This is a genomic window from Gottfriedia sp. NPDC057991 (assembly GCF_042886615.1).
Lineage (GTDB): Bacteria > Bacillota > Bacilli > Bacillales > Bacillaceae_G > Gottfriedia.
In genome coordinates this window covers 167,344-184,356 of sequence record NZ_JBHVQN010000004.1, presented here as the reverse complement: position 1 = coordinate 184,356, position 17,013 = coordinate 167,344, and the positions used below count along the sequence as shown (strand labels likewise).

Below are 17,013 nucleotides of genomic sequence, written 5' to 3'. Positions count from 1 at the left end.
CTTTTTAGTTGTTTAAAATTTATAAGTAGATTTATTTTTTTTAGAGACACTTAATTTATCATCTTTTAATACCAATTCTTTTAAATATTTTTCAAGTGGTTTTTTAAGTTCGGGTCTCTTTAAAGCAAAATCAATCGATGCTTGTAAAAAGCCAAATTTGTCACCTATATCATATCGATTTCCTTGTATTAAATAAGAAAAGATTGGTTCTTTTGTAAGTAATAAATCGATGGCATCTGTTAATTGATATTCGCCTTTCGAATCTGGGGTGATTTGTTCTAGCATTTCAAAAATTGTAGGAGTTAAAATATACCTCCCAACAATGGCTTGTGAAGAAGGGGTAGATTCTACATTTGGTTTTTCGATAAGACCTTTAACTTTAAAAATGTCTTTATTAAACTTGGAATAATTTACGATGCCATATTTGTTTACATCTTGTAGTGGAACTTCCTTACAACCAAGTATACTTGATTGTACTTCATTATATTTATGAATCATTTGCTTTAATGCAGGCGTTTTACTATCTATAATGTCATCGCCTAGCAACACAGCGAATGGTTCATTTCCAATAAATTTTTTTGCACATAAAATGGCGTGGCCAAGTCCTAATGGCTCTTTTTGACGAACATAGTGAATATCCGCAAGTGTTGAGATATCTTGAATAATTTTAAGTGTATTTATTTTTCCAAAGTTTTCTAATATAAGCTCTAATTCTAGTGATTTATCAAAATGATCCTCAATCGCTCGTTTATTTCTACCTGTTACGATAATGATGTCTTCTATTCCTGACATAACAGCTTCTTCGATAATGTATTGTATAGTTGGTTTATCTACAATCGGCAACATTTCTTTAGGTTGAGCCTTTGTCGCAGGTAAAAAACGTGTTCCATATCCAGCAGCGGGAATAACGGCCTTTTTGATCATTTGTTTCCCCCTTCGATTCTTATTAGTTATTTAAAAAATCTTTTGTAAAGATTTTTAACCTGATTTTATCCTATGCAAGATGGTTTTAATTTATAATTAGCTTTCATTAAGTTCTGACATCAATCTAATAATTAATAGAAAATATTGTTAAATAAGTAAAGAGGAAGAAAAGGCAATTAAATCGAAGGATACCATTTTTAGTTTTATTAGCCAGGTTCAAATTATTAAAAAAACGTCTTCAAAAACTAAATAATTATTTTAAAAGGCAACGCAAATATGCTATGCTACGTTGCCTTTAGTATTTTTTATTTGCAAACTATTTACTTAACCTTTAAGTCTATGGAAGTACATAACTATAACAACATTTAATGGTAATTTCAAAATAAAATGGGTAATTCAAAGGGATGAGAGTCGGTTAATTAGTGTGAATGATTTTAAAGGGTTTGTGAGGATATATAATAAAAATTGATATAGAGATATAATAATGTATACTGCGCATGTGGAATGTGTGGCTGAGCTTGTTGTAAAGAAAGGCAACTAACCCATTGGGAGTTGCCTTTTTTACTTATAATAAAGGATCGCTAAAAATTTTTCTGCTAATTCTTTTGGTGGTTTTACTAGTGGTACGTGTTCTCCTAACAATAACAGCTCTTCCAAAACGTTACCTTTTAATTCTTCTTCATTTTTGAAATTTTCTTCTCAATAAATAAATCATAATATTGAATCTTCTTTTTATTTAACTTTTGAATTTCAAATTCAATCGTAAATTGTCATTTATCAGTAACAATTTCATCATATTTCAGACACAAATCTGCCATTTTTCAGACATATTTTCGACATAAAGATGTATTTAAAATACTTCTTTTGCGTGCTATATTTTTATTGCTAAGTACTTACATATTTAGTTACTGGTACATGCAGTCGTTTAGGAAAAAATTGAAATGAAGGGGAAGGGGAAATTAATTTGTTTAAATGGATCAAAGCTACTAAGATGTCTTTTTTAACATTATTAGGGTTGGTTCTTTTGACTGGATGCGATAAAAGTCAGTTTATTGTTCTTAATCCAAAAGGACCTGTCGCACATGAAGAATTACGGTTAATCATTCTTACAGCAATTTTATGTCTGATCGTTGTTACTCCTGTTTTAGGAATCTTTATCTATATTGCAATTAAGTATCGGGATAAAGAAGGGAACAAAGCTCCATATCAGCCAGAATGGGCACATAGTAAGACTCTAGAAACGATTTGGTGGGGCATACCAATTATAGTCGTCGCGATTCTCGGTGTATTCACTGCTAAAACAACTTTGGCATTGACGAAACCACCAGTAAAGGATGTAAAACCAGTAGTAGTTCAAGTAACTTCACTAGATTGGAAGTGGTTGTTTACTTATCCTGATAAAAAAATTGCAACGGTCAATTATGCAGAGATTCCTGCAGGTGTGCCAATTCAGTTTGTTCTAACTTCTGATGCTCCAATGAACTCTTTTTGGGTACCAGAGCTAGGAGGACAAGAATATACAATGCCTGGTATGTCGATGGGATTGTGGCTTCAAGCGGATAAAACAGGTGAGTATTTTGGAACTGGTGCCAACTTTACAGGTAAGGGATTTGCTCACATGCAATTTAGAGTCAAGTCTGTAACTCAAGCTGATTATGATAAATGGGCTGAGGGTATTAAGAAAAGCTCTCCTAGTCTTACGAATGATGGATATAAAAATTTAGCTAAGCAAAGCACAGTAGTAAAAGAGTTAAGTTTTTCATCATATCCAAAGAATCTATTCGAAAACATTGTTAATAAAAACGGTGGAATCTATTACCATCATATGAACCATATGGGTGATGGTAAGACGACATCAGGTATGGATGATATGCCAGGAATGGATATGGGAACTAAAAAATAAATCAGGAGGCAATTTTCTATGGATAACTCACATTTTTTTGTCACTGGCGATCCGATGATTTATGGTGCAGATGTTTCAATTATTCTAACGATTATTGGGATCGTATTTTCTCTCACCTATTTAAAAAAATGGAAATGGCTTTGGAGAGAATGGATTACCACTGTCGATCATAAAAAAATTGGAATTATGTATCTTCTATCTTCATTACTTATGCTCCTTCGAGGTGGAGCAGATGCTTTATTAATGCGTATTCAGACAGCAGTACCAAATAGTCACTTTCTAACTTCTCAACACTATAATGAAATTTTTACGACTCATGGAACGATTATGATTTTATTTATGGCAATGCCACTTATGTTTGCATTATTTAACATCGTGGTTCCATTGCAAATTGGGGCGAGGGACGTTGCTTTCCCGTTTTTAAATGCATTAAGTTTCTGGTTATTTTTCGTAGGTGCTATGTTATTTAATATTTCGTTTGTCATCGGTGGTTCAGCAAGTGCTGGTTGGCTATCTTATCCACCATTATCTGAAAATATGTTTAGTCCAGGACCAGGTCAAAACTTTTGGATTTGGGGTATTCAGTTATCAGGGATCGGAACATTAGCTACCGGAATTAACTTTATCGTAACTATCTTAAAAATGCGTACTCCTTCTATGCGTTTAAGAGATATGCCACTGTTTACATGGTCAGTATTCGCATCATCAATTACGATTTTAGGCGTATTCCCAATTCTTACAGTAACGCTAGCTATGTTAACGATTGACCGTTTACTTGGTGGTCACTTCTTTACAATGGACGCTGGTGGTAACCCAATGATGTATATTAATTTGATTTGGATGTGGGGGCACCCTGAAGTTTATATTGTTTTACTGCCATCATTTGGAGTTTTTTCTGAGATTGTAGCAACATTCTCTAAAAAACGTGTCTTTGGTTATGGTTCAATGGTATTTTCGATGATGATTATTAGTGTTGTATCTTATTTCACTTGGGCCCATCACTTCTTTACAATGGGTGCAGGCGCGAATGTAAATATATTTTTTGCGATTGCAACAATGGTAATTGCGATTCCAACAGGCGTTAAAATATTTAACTGGTTACTTACAATGTCTCGTGGTCGTATTACATTAACACAACCAATGCTATGGTTTTATGCATTTATTCCAACTTTTCTCGTTGGGGGGGCAACAGGAGTTATGTTAGCAGCAGCTCCTGCAGATTATCAATATCATAATAGTTACTTCCTAATTGCTCACTTTCACCAAGTTCTAATTGGTGGAGTTGTGTTTGGTTATTTAGCAGGTATTTATTATTGGTTCCCTAAAATTTTCGGAATTAAGTTAAATGATCGTTTAGGTAAGTGGGCATTTTGGTTATGGCAAATTGGTTTTTATGTTTGCTTTATGCCGCAATACGCGCTTGGCTTTATGGGAATGCAACGTCGAATTTATACGTATAGCCAAGTGAATGGTTGGGACATGGGATGGGCTCCACTTAACTACATTTCAACTATTGGTGGATTCTTAATGGGTATTGGTTTCTTATTCCAAGCTTGGCAAATCCTTTATAGCATTAAACATGGTGAACGAGATGTTACAGGTGATGCATGGAACGGACGTACATTGGAATGGTCAATTCCATCACCTGCGCCAGTATACAATTTTGCCATATTGCCAGAGGTAAGTGGTCGTGATGCATGGTGGTACCAAAAACAAGCGATGGAAAACGGTGCGTATAAGCCATCTCCAGTGAAATATGAACCGATTCATATGCCGAAGAATTCTGGAATTCCTTTTATCTTATCAGTTTTCTTCTTTATTGCAGGATTTGGTTTTACGTTTGAATGGTATTGGATGGGAATTGTAGGATTAATTGGTGTTGTCATAGCATTATTTGCTCGTTCTTTCCAATATGATACAGATTATTATATTTCGGTCGAAGAAATAGAACGAACTGAAATGGCTTTAAGGAATAAAACTTATGTTCATAGAACTGCAAATTAGGAGGTTTTAAACATGCAACATGTTTCTGCTCATGTTTCTGACCACGATCATGGTCATGTTGACCAGGAGGGGTTAAAGCTTTTAGGTTTCTGGTTTTTTCTTGTAACCGACTGTCTATTGTTTGCTACATTTTTTGCTGCATATGCTGTTTTGCATACCCATACGAATGGTGGATTTACAGCGAAAGAATTTGATATCCCTGGTTTTATCATTGAAACTTTTATTCTATTAACTAGTTCATTTACAAGTGGATTAGCTGTTTTAGAGATGAATAAAGGAAACAAAAAAGGATTAATTAACTGGTTGATTGTTACTGCGATTCTAGGTGCTATATTCGTAGGATTAGAAATCAATGAGTTTACACATATGGTTCATGAAGGAGCGACGATTACTTCAAGTGCCTTTCTTACTTCATTCTTTTCACTTGTTGGTACACATGGACTTCACGTATTAGTAGGTTTATTTTGGATGATAGGATTAGTGATTCAACTTTCTCGTAAAGGGATTACGCCAGTTACGAAACGAAAAATTACGATGGTCAGCCTTTATTGGCACTTTTTAGATGCTGTTTGGATCTTTATCTTTTCAGTTGTTTATCTGATGGGGGTGATGTAAATGTCAAGTCATGAACATGTTAACTCGAGTAAAGCTTATGTAATAGGTTTTATTTTTTCAATCGTGTTAACAATCATCCCACTTGTGCTTGTCTTACAACATATGATTTCTAAATCTACTAGTGTTGTTGTTATTTTACTTACTGCTACTTTGCAATTTGTTGTACAATTATATTTCTTCATGCACATCCGAGATGGAGAAAAGCCACGATACAATGTCATGGCATTAATTTTAGGTAGTGTCTTCGTGTTAACGATTATTATTGGATCAATGTGGATTATGACTTTTAATTCTCAAGTTCAATAGAACTATAAAATGTTTAAACGCTCAGCGAGGTAATTACTTCACTGAGCGTTTAGTATTAATCAAAAAGGAGCGAGGGATTGTGTCAGTTAATCAAATACGTCAGGAATCAGCCTCTCAATTCCATAAGTGGACCAAAACCATTTCTGCATTCGTTATTGTAACAAAACCAAAAATCTTAATTATGCTTATTTTTACTTCACTTTGTTCTGCATTGGTGGCCCAAAGAGGAGTTCCATCTATATCTGTCCTTTTTTACATGCTTTTAAGTGCTTCACTTTCTGCTGGAGGATCGGCAGCGATTAATATGTGGTTTGATCGAGACATTGACGTTATTATGGAACGGACGATGAAACGACCTATACCTGCTGGATTGATCAATCCTCTTCCTGTTTTATTATTTGGAATACTACTTGGTGTCTTATCCGTTTTGATTGCTTTTCTATTTTTGAATCCAATCACTGCATTTCTTAATGCTGCTGGGTATATCTATTATGCGCTTATTTATACGATGTGGTTAAAACGAAGAACTCCTCAAAATATCGTTATTGGCGGGGGAGCAGGAGCTTTCCCTATATTAATTGGCTGGGCATCTGTTACAGGAAGTCTAAACATTACAGCATGGCTGATGTTTATGGTCATTTTCCTTTGGACCCCTCCACATACTTGGGCACTTGCCTTATATAAGAATAATGAATATACAAAGGCTGGGATTCCGATGATGCCTGTTGTAAAAGGAGCTCATTCAACAAAAATCCAAAGCTTTATTTATACGGTTCTCTTATTCATTTGTACTTTGGTTTTATTTGTAAGTGGAGAATTTAATTATTTTTATCTTGTTTTTGCAATTATCATAAATAGCTTTTTTCTATATTGCACATTTAAAATGTGGAAAGAGGACGACAATCATTTTATCTGGGCGAAGAAAACGTTTATTTGTTCTCTCATTTATATTTTAGGAATGTTTTCTACTATGGTAATTGGAATCTTGTAAGGGGTGTACTTATGAAATTTTTTAAGCTTTCTATAATTGCTGCTTCGTTCCTTTTTTTAGTAAATATTATTGGATTTATTGATACATTGACTAATTCTGCAATGGGGTGTGGAAGTGGATTTCCACTTTGTAATGGAAGTGTTTTTCCAGACTTTTCAGATTATCATTCAATCATCGAATATACTCATCGAATAGTTGTTGGTGGAGCAAGTATATTATTATTTGTAGTTTCAGGGATTACTTGGATAAAATATAAATCTCCTAAAATGAAATGGCTTGCTCTATTTGCTATTTTAGGAATACTAGGAGAATCTACTCTAGGTGCATTGACTGTAATGATTAAGCTTTCACACCTTATTCTTGCTGCACATCTAGGTATTGCTCTTATTTCTTTTTCGGCTTTAGTGAATATTGCTTATGGTATTTATCGAGAGGAAAAAAAAATAAGAGATTCGAAAAAGTTGCCTACTAGTTTCTCAGTTTTTTCTTGGTTTACTTTCTTATTTTTATATGTAGCTATTTATTTCGGAGGATATGTCGCAAAAACTGGATCAGGTGGAGCTTTCCGTGGGTTTCCAATACCGACTGAACATTTTTCAATCGTAGGAAATGCTTATTGGATCGACGTAATTCATCGATCTTTGGCACTCGGCTTAGTAATACTTTTCTTCATTCAAATGGTGCTTTCGAAAAAATATCGTCATGTTCGACCCGACATTTATCGCTTCAGTCAAATTAATTTCTTATTTATTATGATGCAAGGTTTAAGTGGTTATCTATTAATTTTTTCACATTTAAGTTTAGGAGCTGTCCTTTTACATGTTTCAATACTGTCCTTACTTGTGGGAATACAAAGTATAATTTGCATTCAGGGTCGTTAAAAGGTGCTGTTTTAGAAAGTAAATTGGTTGCTAATCTTAAGTTATATAACTAGGGCTTGTTTCCCAAGCAACATACTAAAAGAAATAATCAAGCGTTTCACAAACTAAAAGTATAAGTAGTATAGATTAGTGGGAAGGCTACCTCTTTTTTGCAATCTTATTGGCATAAGTATTCTGACTGAGGAAACTAAGAGTAAAAGCTCTTAAGAATGTTAGTAAACCTACCAACATCCAATGTTTTGTCAATTGCAGTTCACACATGTTGAGTGCGTGGCTGAGCTTGTTTTAAAATATTAAACCTTTGCTAAAATCAGAATAGACAACTGAAAAAAGCAAACAGGGGGGAAGGAAGGAGGGACTATTGTGGTCACCTTAATCTTTTTCCCTATTTCCTATTTTGTTTTATTGTTTGTTAAGTACGATTATGAATTTATAACGGATTGAGAAAGTGGCACTAGACTCTTTAGTGATAAGGATATAGATTGTTTTGAACAGGTAATTGCATTAAAAGAAGGTATGAAGGTAGAAGAAGCTGTTAAACAAGTTATTAAAGGGGAATTCAGTTCGCCTTTATAATCCTGTAACACCTTTTATAATGAACGAAAAACTTGATGCAATATTGGAGCATTTGAAGTTTACAAATGAACGTGTTGAAGGGTTAGAAAAAGAAAGCAAAGAAATAAAAAAATGTTAACTGATAGAGATACAATTTTAATGGAAGCTGTGACAAATGACAGATTTAATTTATTTTTTGAAAGATAGAAAAAAAAATTAAAAACAAACCAAAAAACAAATCTATACGATTAGTCACCTTTTTATTTTTGTAACTTAAAATACAAGATTCTAATATAAGAGAACCACCTAAAATGCACATTAAAATTATTTTCAAATCAATATTTTGAGGTTTAATAATAAAAAGACTACCTATCATCACTGCTATAAAAAAAGGTTTTATTTTTTTTGTCAAATTACTTAAATAAGTCATCACAAACACCTTCTAAATCTGTCAGAGTAATTGTTATATTATACCATAAGATGGTTTGATGAATATTCTAAAAAAGTACAAAAAAACGTCATTTATGGTACATTTTTCTTTCTGGTATTTTGTTAACATTAAATATGAATAATTTAATGTTAGGAGGAAATCATGAAAAAATTAGGATTAACCGTACTCTCTGGAGCAACTTTGACATCAACAATTGCTCCAAACTTTGTAAATGCAGAAGAAACTCAGCCAGTACAAGAAGAAGTAAACTACATATCTGATGATACTATTGTCGTCGATGAATCAGATAAACTTGAACAACTTGAAGCAGAAGCATTAGCAACACCTGAAACCTCTGAGAAAACAGATCGTATGGTAGTAAATGATGGATATCAAGATTATACTTATGCAAAAACTGTTTATGGCACTACAAGTGCACGTGACGGATTCGTAGCAGCAGTTGCAACTGCTATAATTAATGGATTACCAGGAGGTTATTATATAAATAAAGCTAAAGCTGTTTGGAATGGTATATTAGTTTTCCTTGGATTTGGTAACTATACCCCTAAATATCTAAAAGCGGTAATTTATGTGAAGAATGACGCTTATTTCAACAGAAGTAAAATAATTTATTATTCATATTCAGACAGCAAACGTACTAAATTAATTAGTAAAACTACTAGATACCACTCAATTCAATTAAAAGACTATAGATAACAATACTACAAAAAAGGCTTATAGAAATAATTCTATAAGCCTTTTTCTTTTTTAAGCTATTGGGTTGAGCTAGCTAGGGTTTGGGGCTAGCCCCATAAAATACGAAACTTAATATTTTAGTAGCTGTATTTCATTCGGCTACTAGCGGTTGTGGCTGATACTATTGCAAGCCGCAAGGATCCACTAGATTATTTGCTATTGGTTTATCACTTGCCGTGTAACATACATCAGCCGAATTTCGGAATGAAAGGAGTAAAAGGTGGAGATTTTTTTAAAATAGAAGGGAGAGATTTATATTATTGTAGATTGCCATTTTCACGTGGATGAATCCATGCTGACTTTAGAAAAAATGATAGAGGGGATGGATAAAAATCATATAGCAAAAACTGCTCTAATCCCCCCTATGAGTGAAACAATGTTTGAATCGGATAGTACCATTCAGTATCAGATACAGCGATTATTCCGTTTTCTAATACTTAATACCCCTCAAATAGGGCACAAAATTTATGATAGTCTAGTGAAAGATGGCTATTTGAAACTTTATGGTAACTCATATAAGATTTTTACCGAGCCAAAAAACGATATCGTGGCTACTGCAATTGCTAGATTTCCAGACCGTTTTCTAGGTTGGATAGCAGTGAACCCTATGATTCCTAATTTTATGGAAGAAATAGACTTCTATCTTAAAAACCCTAGTTTTATTGGGGTAAAGGCTCATCCATTCATGCATGGTTATCGTATTAAAGCTCTTGATCAAGTTGCTGCTTTATGTGAATCAAAAGGTGTACCTATGATTATTCATCTTTCTTCTGAGATTGACTCCTATAAATATCTACCTGAAAAATTCCCTAATCTTAAATTAATTTATGCTCACGCTGGTCTACCATTTTGGACAAAACTATGGAAATACGTTAAGGAACAACCAAATGTATATGTTGATACATCAAGTGACTATCTCAATCCGACAATTGTAAAACAAGCGGTAGAGTCTTTAGGTTATCATAAAGTTCTATTTGGTTGTGACGGACCATATGGAATGAAGACATTTAATGAATATGACTATTCGGACAAGAAAAGATGGGTGGAATCCCTTCTAATTCCTGATAACGAAAAGGAATACATACTTGGAAAAAACTTTTTAGGATTAATTGAATAATTTAAATGAAGGCAAAAATAATTCAAAAAAAGGTCTACCAAAATCGGTAGACCTTTCTTAATTCTTATTATTTAGACTCACTAATCGTTTTATTAACAACATCAATCACATAGTTTTTAGTGTTTTTGTTGATCGAACCGCCATCACCTTTAAAAATCGTGGATTTGGTTGTATCAGTTGGTTCAATGTGTACTGGTACTTGTGTCTGACCTTCTTTTAGATTAATAGATTGAGTGAATTTCATCTCATTATCGGTAGTTACTTTTTCCCCGTTGATAGTGAGGTTAGCTCCTTTAATAGAATTCCCTTTGACAGTTAAAGTTGAACCATTCACATCAATTTGGCTAACGACAAGTGGCTTATCAATCCAGCGTAAGATTGTATCTTGGACAGTCATTTTGTTGCCACCTTGATTTGAAACAACTATTTTCATATCTGTTCCAGTCGCACCATATCCATAGTAACTGATATCATCATCTGATGAATCAGTTGGTGTATGGTCTGCTAATCCTTCATGATCCCATGTGTTGTCTCTCGTATATTTATAGGTAATTTCAGTTCCTTCCTCAAGCTCAACTGTATATTCCCAATCTGGTGTAACGGCACCATTTCGGCTCATTGACCATGCACCTGTATTCCAACCATTTAAGCTGTTAGGTATATTCATTTGTGCTGACAAAGGAGTGTCATCCGGTGCATGTACCTTAAAGGTAACTTGCACCATGACAATATCTGGTGTGACATTTACAGTATTTGAATCCACATAGTTCCCTGCTTGATCAAAGACACGGATTTGGTAGTTATATGCTGTACCGTTTGTGACCTGATAATCACGGAAGGTAGTAGTGTCCCCATTTACTGAAGTTAGTATATGACCGTCACGATAAATGATAGTTTTATATGGCTGATCTGGTTGCGTAAGTTTCCAGTTCAAGTTAACCTGACCAGACTCTTTAATTGGTGTCTCCAAAGTGACCTTACTAGCAGGGGGAGTAGTATCTAAAGTGCTACGTGTATAATTCACTTCTTTTGTTTCAGAGTATACCCATGTATTACCTAAATCAGGTGTAAAGGACATTCTGTATTCATATATGCCAGCCTCTAATGGTGTGAAGCTACCTTTAAACTCATTAGCTTGATTTTCTTGAGACTGACCATTATATAGAGTTTGGTATGATTCCCAAGCAGTCTGGCCTTTCATTCTTACTTGAAGATCGGCGGTAATTCCTTCAGCTGGGCCTGTTTCTGTTGCACCCTGCAGGTAAAATGTTGCTTTAACAGTAGATTCAAGTGCTAAATTCAGCTCTTGGTTGTCTAAGGCTGTCATGTTGGACACGCTAGCTTTGCTAACATCGTAATGAGGAACGAGACCAACTGAGACTGCAGGTTCAGATTCGTTCCCGTTAGAATCTACAGCAGTTACAGAAAAATAGTAGTTACGACCATTATTTAAATCTGAAATGTTCACAGAAGTGTTCGTAGTTTCTTTCACTTTTGTCCATAATCCGCCAGCAATAGTAGATTGATAGACATTGAATTTTGTGCCAGTTCCTGTCCAGTTTAAAGTAATTTGTTTAGAGCCTACAGTCCCAATTACATTTTTAACTGACTGTGGATTTTTCACGTCATTATTGGATAGTAACATTCTTCCTGATTCAGCAGGAATGCTCAATGTCAACTTGCCATCCTTCACTGTAGCAACGTAATTTTTATCTAATTGGTCTACTAGACGAATTCCGTTCGCAATCAGCGTTTTAGTATCAACTTCAACTGTTTGTGCAGTTTTCCCTCTGTTGATAATGATCAGGGCTGATTTTGTTCCTTTAGTGCGAACGTAAGCTAATACATCGTTTTTAGCATAAATATGGTGAAGGTCACCATGACTAAATAAATCGGAATTTTTACTACGAATTTGACCAATATTTTGATAATGTTTAATCAAATCTTGGTTTTCATTTCCCCATGGATACGTACGGCGATCATCGGGATCTTTTGATCCTGTTTGACCTGCTTCATCTCCATAATAAATAGTCGGTGCACCAGGATAACCCATTTGAAGGATAGAGGCTAGCTTTAATCGTTTCACACCTTCATTGTAATTATAGTTCGGATCTTGTTCAGCTCGATTGTAAGTATCTGTTCCATTGCCTAGGAGGAATATAGCTCGTGCAGTATCATGAGATCCCATTAGATTCATGAGAGCATAAAAAGCTTCCTTTGGATAATCCTCTTGAACAGCAAGGAGAGAGTTTTGTGCATTTTCTGCATTACCATTTTTTAAATAATCTAGTACAGCACCTCGGAAACGATAATTCATTACGGAGTCATATTGATCTCCTAAAAAGTATTTAGAAGCGTCATCCCAAATTTCTCCTAAAATAAGCGGTTTTTCATCTTTTTGAAGAGTTTGTCCTGCACCTGTCATCGTCTTGGATTTAATTTCTTTTCGAAACTCCTGCCAAAATGAGCTGTCTACTTCATTCGCTACATCTAAACGCCAACCAGAAGAACCTCGATCAATCCAAGATTTGCTTACAGAATCCTTATCATACATTATATAGTTAGCAAATGCAGTATTGTTAAGTTCACTAGGGTGATCTACCTTTGAACCTTCTTTTGATTCAAAAACAGGGAGACTGTCATAGCCCCACCAACCTTCATACTTATAATGTTCTCCATTTGAAACACCGTTGACTTTTTCATTTGGCACTTTAACATTTTCAATATGGAACCAGTTTTCAAATCCGTATGGACTAAAGGATTGGCCTTCAGAGAGAAGTTGCTTTTTCGTTTTCTCTTTGGCAGTAGCCTCGGACAATTTTTCATCACTCATCAAATCATAAACACGAGACCAATATTCATATGCACCAACTGTTTTATATTTGTTATAGCGGTCAAAATAGATTGAATCGTCTGAGACGTGGTTAAAAACACCGTCCAAAATTAAATGCATATTACGTTTTGCTAATTCTTTTGTGAAATCTTTAAATTCTTTTTCTGAGCCAAACATTGGGTCTACTAATTTGTAATCCGTTGCATCATATTTATGGTTGGATGGTGCAAGAGCAATCGGATTTAGATAAAGTGTGTTGACTCCCATTGATTGTAGGTAATCAAGCTTTGCTTTGATTCCAGCAATGTCTCCTCCATAAAAGTCATTACTAAACTCACCGTCTCCAGTATATGAACCATTTCCTTGTTCATAAGGATTATCTGGTAAGCTTGACCAAGAAGAAGGATGTTCGATTGGCTGATTACCACGAGCTCCGACCTTGTCCTTTACATTGTCATTTGTCTTGTTACCGTTATAAAAGCGATCGGGAAAAATTTGATAGACTACAGCTTCTTTCATCCAATCTGGCGTTTGATAATTAGGGTCATATACTGTCAATTGGAAAAGGCCTGCATTTTTATCTACTGCTTTTCCAGTATGACCTTCTTGTGTGTCTTCTCCGTATTCTGCCATTGTATCTTGATCTCTGACAATGAATTTATACCCGTGAACACCTTTGTCCGTCGGAGTAAACGTAGCCTCCCAGTACTCAAGGTCACCTTTGTCTTTTGTGTTTGACCAACCTACATTCTTCATAGCCAAGACCTTTGTCGTGCCAGAATTATAATTTTTTACATAAAGGCTCGCGCTTGTTAGATCGCCTTTCTTAGCCGATATCCGTAAGGTGACAGGTGTCTTTTCTGGAACGGCCCCAAATGGCTTTTTGTATACTTGGTCCCATGAATCATGATAGAGGGCATTCTGATCAATCAAGCCATCAGAGCCTGTTGGTTTATAATCTGTATAAACTTCTTTTGTTTGGTTATTAAAGAAAAATGTAATAGTAGTTTCAGAAGTTATAGATAACTTCAGATTGGAGGTAGGGTAGGACTCTGTCCAATCTTTTCCTAGTACAATCTTGTATTCGTAAGTACCACTTGGCACTTTTGTAGTAAAGGAATAAATATTTTTGAAATTATCATCTTTTAAAAAGGCTGTTGAGTCTGCTGGGCTCCAAGCTGGCCCTGCATTAATAGCAGGCTGGATCGTTCCAACAAGACGTGGTTGTTTTTCCTCTGCTATAGGGGTGTAATGAGTGCTATCAGTAATTGAATGAGTATTATCATTATAGTAGAAAGTGACATCCTTTTGTTCGGATAGTATTAGTTTAATGTTGTTGCCGCCAGGATTTCCGCCTTCACCGTAATTTTCTGACCAGTTTCCACCAATGGCGATTTTGTACTCATATTCACCAGCCGGTAAAGTACCAGTAAATGTATAGAGACCATTACCTTTATACACCATTTCAGTTTGGTGCGAAGATGGGTCCCAATCACCTGAATTTCCTAACAACTTTTGAAAGCTTCCTACAAGTACAACTTGTCTAGCTGTCGTTTCTGCTGCTTTTACAGTTCCATTTGTAAAAAATCCCGGAAACATCTGGAGAACTAATCCTAATACAGTAACAAGCGATAATATTGATCTCTGTTTTCTCCTCATGAAAAAACCCCTTTCTCTTTCTAAATTACGAAAACGTTTATACAAAAGATGCAATAAAAATATGTATGTAGGTAATGCTCATTTACTGCAATCGTTTGCACAAATTGTTTTCAAAATAATTATATCTTTTTATTAACACAAATCAATGGAAAATAGCAAAATAATACAAATTTTCTGAAATAAGAACATTTCGTGAGGGATTAGGTAATCAATTACAGTTTCAGATAATTTAAATAGAAAGTAGGGTTCTAAAATAAGGTAGAAAGTAGCTAACGGTCTTCATACATTTATAAAAACAAAGACAGATGCAGTCCTAAAAATGGGCAAACGACTGTCTATGTTTTGAATGAATAAGTAAGGTGTAATTGCTAGTATTATAACAGCAGTTTCCTTCGTATATTTAATGAAACAACTTCATTTAAATTTGTAAATATTTTTTCGAATATTTCTAGTTTACCTAATGAATTAACATTTGTTTTGTAGCAATTGTTAATAAAGATATTACCCAATAATTAAAGGAGGCTTTCATATGATCAAGACGAATGCTAATCGGCTTCAAAAATTAATTGAGTTGTTTAGTGAATATGGTAAAACGGAAAACAATGGAGTAACTAGACTAGCATTATCTGCTGAAGATATTGCTGCAAGGAAGAAATTTCAAGTGTTAAGTGAAGAAGTGGGAATGACAGTAAAGTATGATGATATGGGGAATATGTATGCTACTTTACCGGGGAAAAAAAACTTACCTCCAATTGTAATTGGTTCCCATTTGGACTCAGTTATTAAGGGAGGTCGTTTCGACGGCGTACTAGGTGTACTTACAGCTTTAGAGACTGTTTATACAATTATAGATGAAAAAATCGAGTTAGATTACCCAATTACAATTGTAAATTTTACAAATGAAGAAGGGGCACGATTTGAGCCATCACTAATGGCTTCTGGAGTACTGTCAGGTAAATTTGATAAAAAAAAGATGAGTGCTTCAACAGATAAAAATGGAATATCATTTGTTCAAGCATTGAATCTAAGTGGTTTTGAAGGTTCTGAAACAAATCGTTTAAGAGAAGCCACAGCTTATATCGAACTACATATTGAACAAGGACCTGTACTAGAGCGTAAAAACTTAGATATCGGAGTTGTAGAAGGTGTATTAGGAATGGTATGCTATGAAATCTCTGTTTTAGGAGAATCAAATCATGCAGGAACTACACCTATCAGCATGCGAAAAGATCCAATGTTCACTGCAGCTAATTTGATTGTTGATTTACAAAAGCAACTACAGAGACTAGATTCAAAGCTTGTATACACAATTGGTCGTATGAATGCTTACCCTAATATTCATACAGTCATTCCTTCAGAAGTGACCTTTACTTTAGAGGCGAGACATCAGGATCCTGGGGTCATTGCAGAAGTAACTCGAATAGTGGAAGAACTGCCGGAAAACTTAAATGACTGCCCTATCAAATCCACACGGCTATGGGATCGAGACACAGTTGACTTTGATGAAAAAGTCGTAAATGCTGTGAAATATGCTTGCAAAGAGCTAGGGTATAAGGAAAATCGTATGTATAGCGGTGCCGGCCATGATGCTCAATTCATTGCTTCATATATACCAACAGCTATGATTTTTGTCCCAAGTATAAATGGATATAGTCATCGTGAAGATGAATTAACTTCATATGAGGATTGTGCTAAAGGAGCGAATGTTTTACTTAATAGTGTGTTAAAACTATGCGTTGAGAAAGTGAAAAAATAGGGTTTTTCAAAAAAATCGTGGTGATAAATAGCATATCAAAAACTTTACGCGCATGTAGAGTGTTTGGCTGAGTTTGTTTTAAATCTAAATATTTTATCTAAAAAGGCAACGTATCTATGGAACGTGGCCTTTTCTTTTTTTCGTGTTCAAGAATTGTTGCTATAAATTTATAATTACCAGAATTAAGAAATCGTATTTTGAATTATTAGTTTTGTTAAAAAAATACGTCCACTTTATAATATTGTTATTGTATACAATTTATATATAAAATCACAAACTAAAA

Annotated in this window: 12 protein-coding genes; 9 read left to right on the top strand and 3 right to left on the bottom strand. The window is 34.6% G+C overall.

The features are described from left to right. Positions 1-12: 12 nt before the first annotated feature. Positions 13-924, bottom strand: coding sequence for a UTP--glucose-1-phosphate uridylyltransferase GalU (galU, locus tag ACFVR2_RS15290; protein WP_387363196.1), 912 nt, complete (start codon positions 922-924; stop codon positions 13-15). Between the two features lie 964 nt (positions 925-1,888). Here galU and ACFVR2_RS15285 point away from each other — a divergent pair. The 6 genes from ACFVR2_RS15285 to ACFVR2_RS15260 all read left to right on the top strand — a co-directional run bounded on the left by ACFVR2_RS15285 (position 1,889) and on the right by ACFVR2_RS15260 (position 7,624). Further along, positions 1,889-2,827, top strand: coding sequence for a ubiquinol oxidase subunit II (locus ACFVR2_RS15285; RefSeq protein ID WP_387363193.1), 939 nt, complete (start codon positions 1,889-1,891; stop codon positions 2,825-2,827). An 18-nt stretch (positions 2,828-2,845) separates the two neighbouring features. Continuing rightward, positions 2,846-4,831, top strand: coding sequence for a cbb3-type cytochrome c oxidase subunit I (locus tag ACFVR2_RS15280; RefSeq protein WP_387363190.1), 1,986 nt, complete (start codon positions 2,846-2,848; stop codon positions 4,829-4,831). Between the two features lie 12 nt (positions 4,832-4,843). Continuing rightward, the gene (gene cyoC / locus ACFVR2_RS15275; protein ID WP_387363187.1) at positions 4,844-5,446 is read left to right on the top strand and encodes a cytochrome o ubiquinol oxidase subunit III; all 603 of its coding nucleotides are present in this window, start codon (positions 4,844-4,846) and stop codon (positions 5,444-5,446) included. Continuing rightward, positions 5,447-5,752 carry a cytochrome o ubiquinol oxidase subunit IV gene (gene cyoD, locus ACFVR2_RS15270; protein WP_387363183.1) on the top strand — a complete coding sequence of 102 codons (306 nt, stop codon included), beginning with the start codon at positions 5,447-5,449 and terminating at the stop codon, positions 5,750-5,752. Between the two features lie 79 nt (positions 5,753-5,831). Further along, complete coding sequence (locus ACFVR2_RS15265) at positions 5,832-6,743, top strand: heme o synthase (protein WP_387363180.1); 912 nt, start codon at positions 5,832-5,834, stop codon at positions 6,741-6,743. An 11-nt stretch (positions 6,744-6,754) separates the two neighbouring features. After that, entirely contained in the window at positions 6,755-7,624 is an 870-nt protein-coding gene (locus ACFVR2_RS15260; protein WP_387363177.1) for a COX15/CtaA family protein, read from the top strand. A 739-nt stretch (positions 7,625-8,363) separates the two neighbouring features. Here ACFVR2_RS15260 and ACFVR2_RS15255 read toward each other — a convergent pair. After that, complete coding sequence (locus ACFVR2_RS15255) at positions 8,364-8,609, bottom strand: hypothetical protein (protein ID WP_056467943.1); 246 nt, start codon at positions 8,607-8,609, stop codon at positions 8,364-8,366. Positions 8,610-8,771: 162 nt separating this feature from the next. On the opposite strand from ACFVR2_RS15255, the gene ACFVR2_RS15250 reads away from it, so the two are divergent. Beyond that, complete coding sequence (locus tag ACFVR2_RS15250) at positions 8,772-9,326, top strand: hypothetical protein (protein ID WP_387363172.1); 555 nt, start codon at positions 8,772-8,774, stop codon at positions 9,324-9,326. A 331-nt stretch (positions 9,327-9,657) separates the two neighbouring features. Beyond that, positions 9,658-10,482 carry an amidohydrolase family protein gene (locus ACFVR2_RS15245; protein ID WP_387363169.1) on the top strand — a complete coding sequence of 275 codons (825 nt, stop codon included), beginning with the start codon at positions 9,658-9,660 and terminating at the stop codon, positions 10,480-10,482. Between the two features lie 67 nt (positions 10,483-10,549). On the opposite strand, the gene ACFVR2_RS15240 is transcribed toward ACFVR2_RS15245, so the two are convergent. Then, positions 10,550-14,974: a pullulanase X25 domain-containing protein gene (locus ACFVR2_RS15240; RefSeq protein ID WP_387363166.1), complete on the bottom strand. Its 4,425-nt coding sequence runs from the start codon at positions 14,972-14,974 to the stop codon at positions 10,550-10,552. Positions 14,975-15,503: 529 nt separating this feature from the next. Here ACFVR2_RS15240 and ACFVR2_RS15235 point away from each other — a divergent pair. Further along, positions 15,504-16,730, top strand: coding sequence for a Zn-dependent hydrolase (locus ACFVR2_RS15235; RefSeq protein ID WP_387363163.1), 1,227 nt, complete (start codon positions 15,504-15,506; stop codon positions 16,728-16,730). Positions 16,731-17,013 lie beyond the last annotated feature (283 nt).

Excerpts from the sequence above, each read along its gene's own strand:
- galU (WP_387363196.1), bottom strand. The coding sequence starts at position 924 with ATGATCAAAAAGGCCGTTATTCCCGCTGCTGGATATGGAACACGTTTT.
- ACFVR2_RS15280 (WP_387363190.1), top strand. The coding sequence starts at position 2,846 with ATGGATAACTCACATTTTTTTGTCACTGGCGATCCGATGATTTATGGT.
- cyoC (WP_387363187.1), top strand. The coding sequence starts at position 4,844 with ATGCAACATGTTTCTGCTCATGTTTCTGACCACGATCATGGTCATGTT.
- cyoD (WP_387363183.1), top strand. The coding sequence starts at position 5,447 with ATGTCAAGTCATGAACATGTTAACTCGAGTAAAGCTTATGTAATAGGT.
- ACFVR2_RS15260 (WP_387363177.1), top strand. The coding sequence starts at position 6,755 with ATGAAATTTTTTAAGCTTTCTATAATTGCTGCTTCGTTCCTTTTTTTA.
- ACFVR2_RS15255 (WP_056467943.1), bottom strand. The coding sequence starts at position 8,609 with ATGACTTATTTAAGTAATTTGACAAAAAAAATAAAACCTTTTTTTATA.
- ACFVR2_RS15250 (WP_387363172.1), top strand. The coding sequence starts at position 8,772 with ATGAAAAAATTAGGATTAACCGTACTCTCTGGAGCAACTTTGACATCA.
- ACFVR2_RS15245 (WP_387363169.1), top strand. The coding sequence starts at position 9,658 with ATGCTGACTTTAGAAAAAATGATAGAGGGGATGGATAAAAATCATATA.
- ACFVR2_RS15240 (WP_387363166.1), bottom strand. The coding sequence starts at position 14,974 with ATGAGGAGAAAACAGAGATCAATATTATCGCTTGTTACTGTATTAGGA.
- ACFVR2_RS15235 (WP_387363163.1), top strand. The coding sequence starts at position 15,504 with ATGATCAAGACGAATGCTAATCGGCTTCAAAAATTAATTGAGTTGTTT.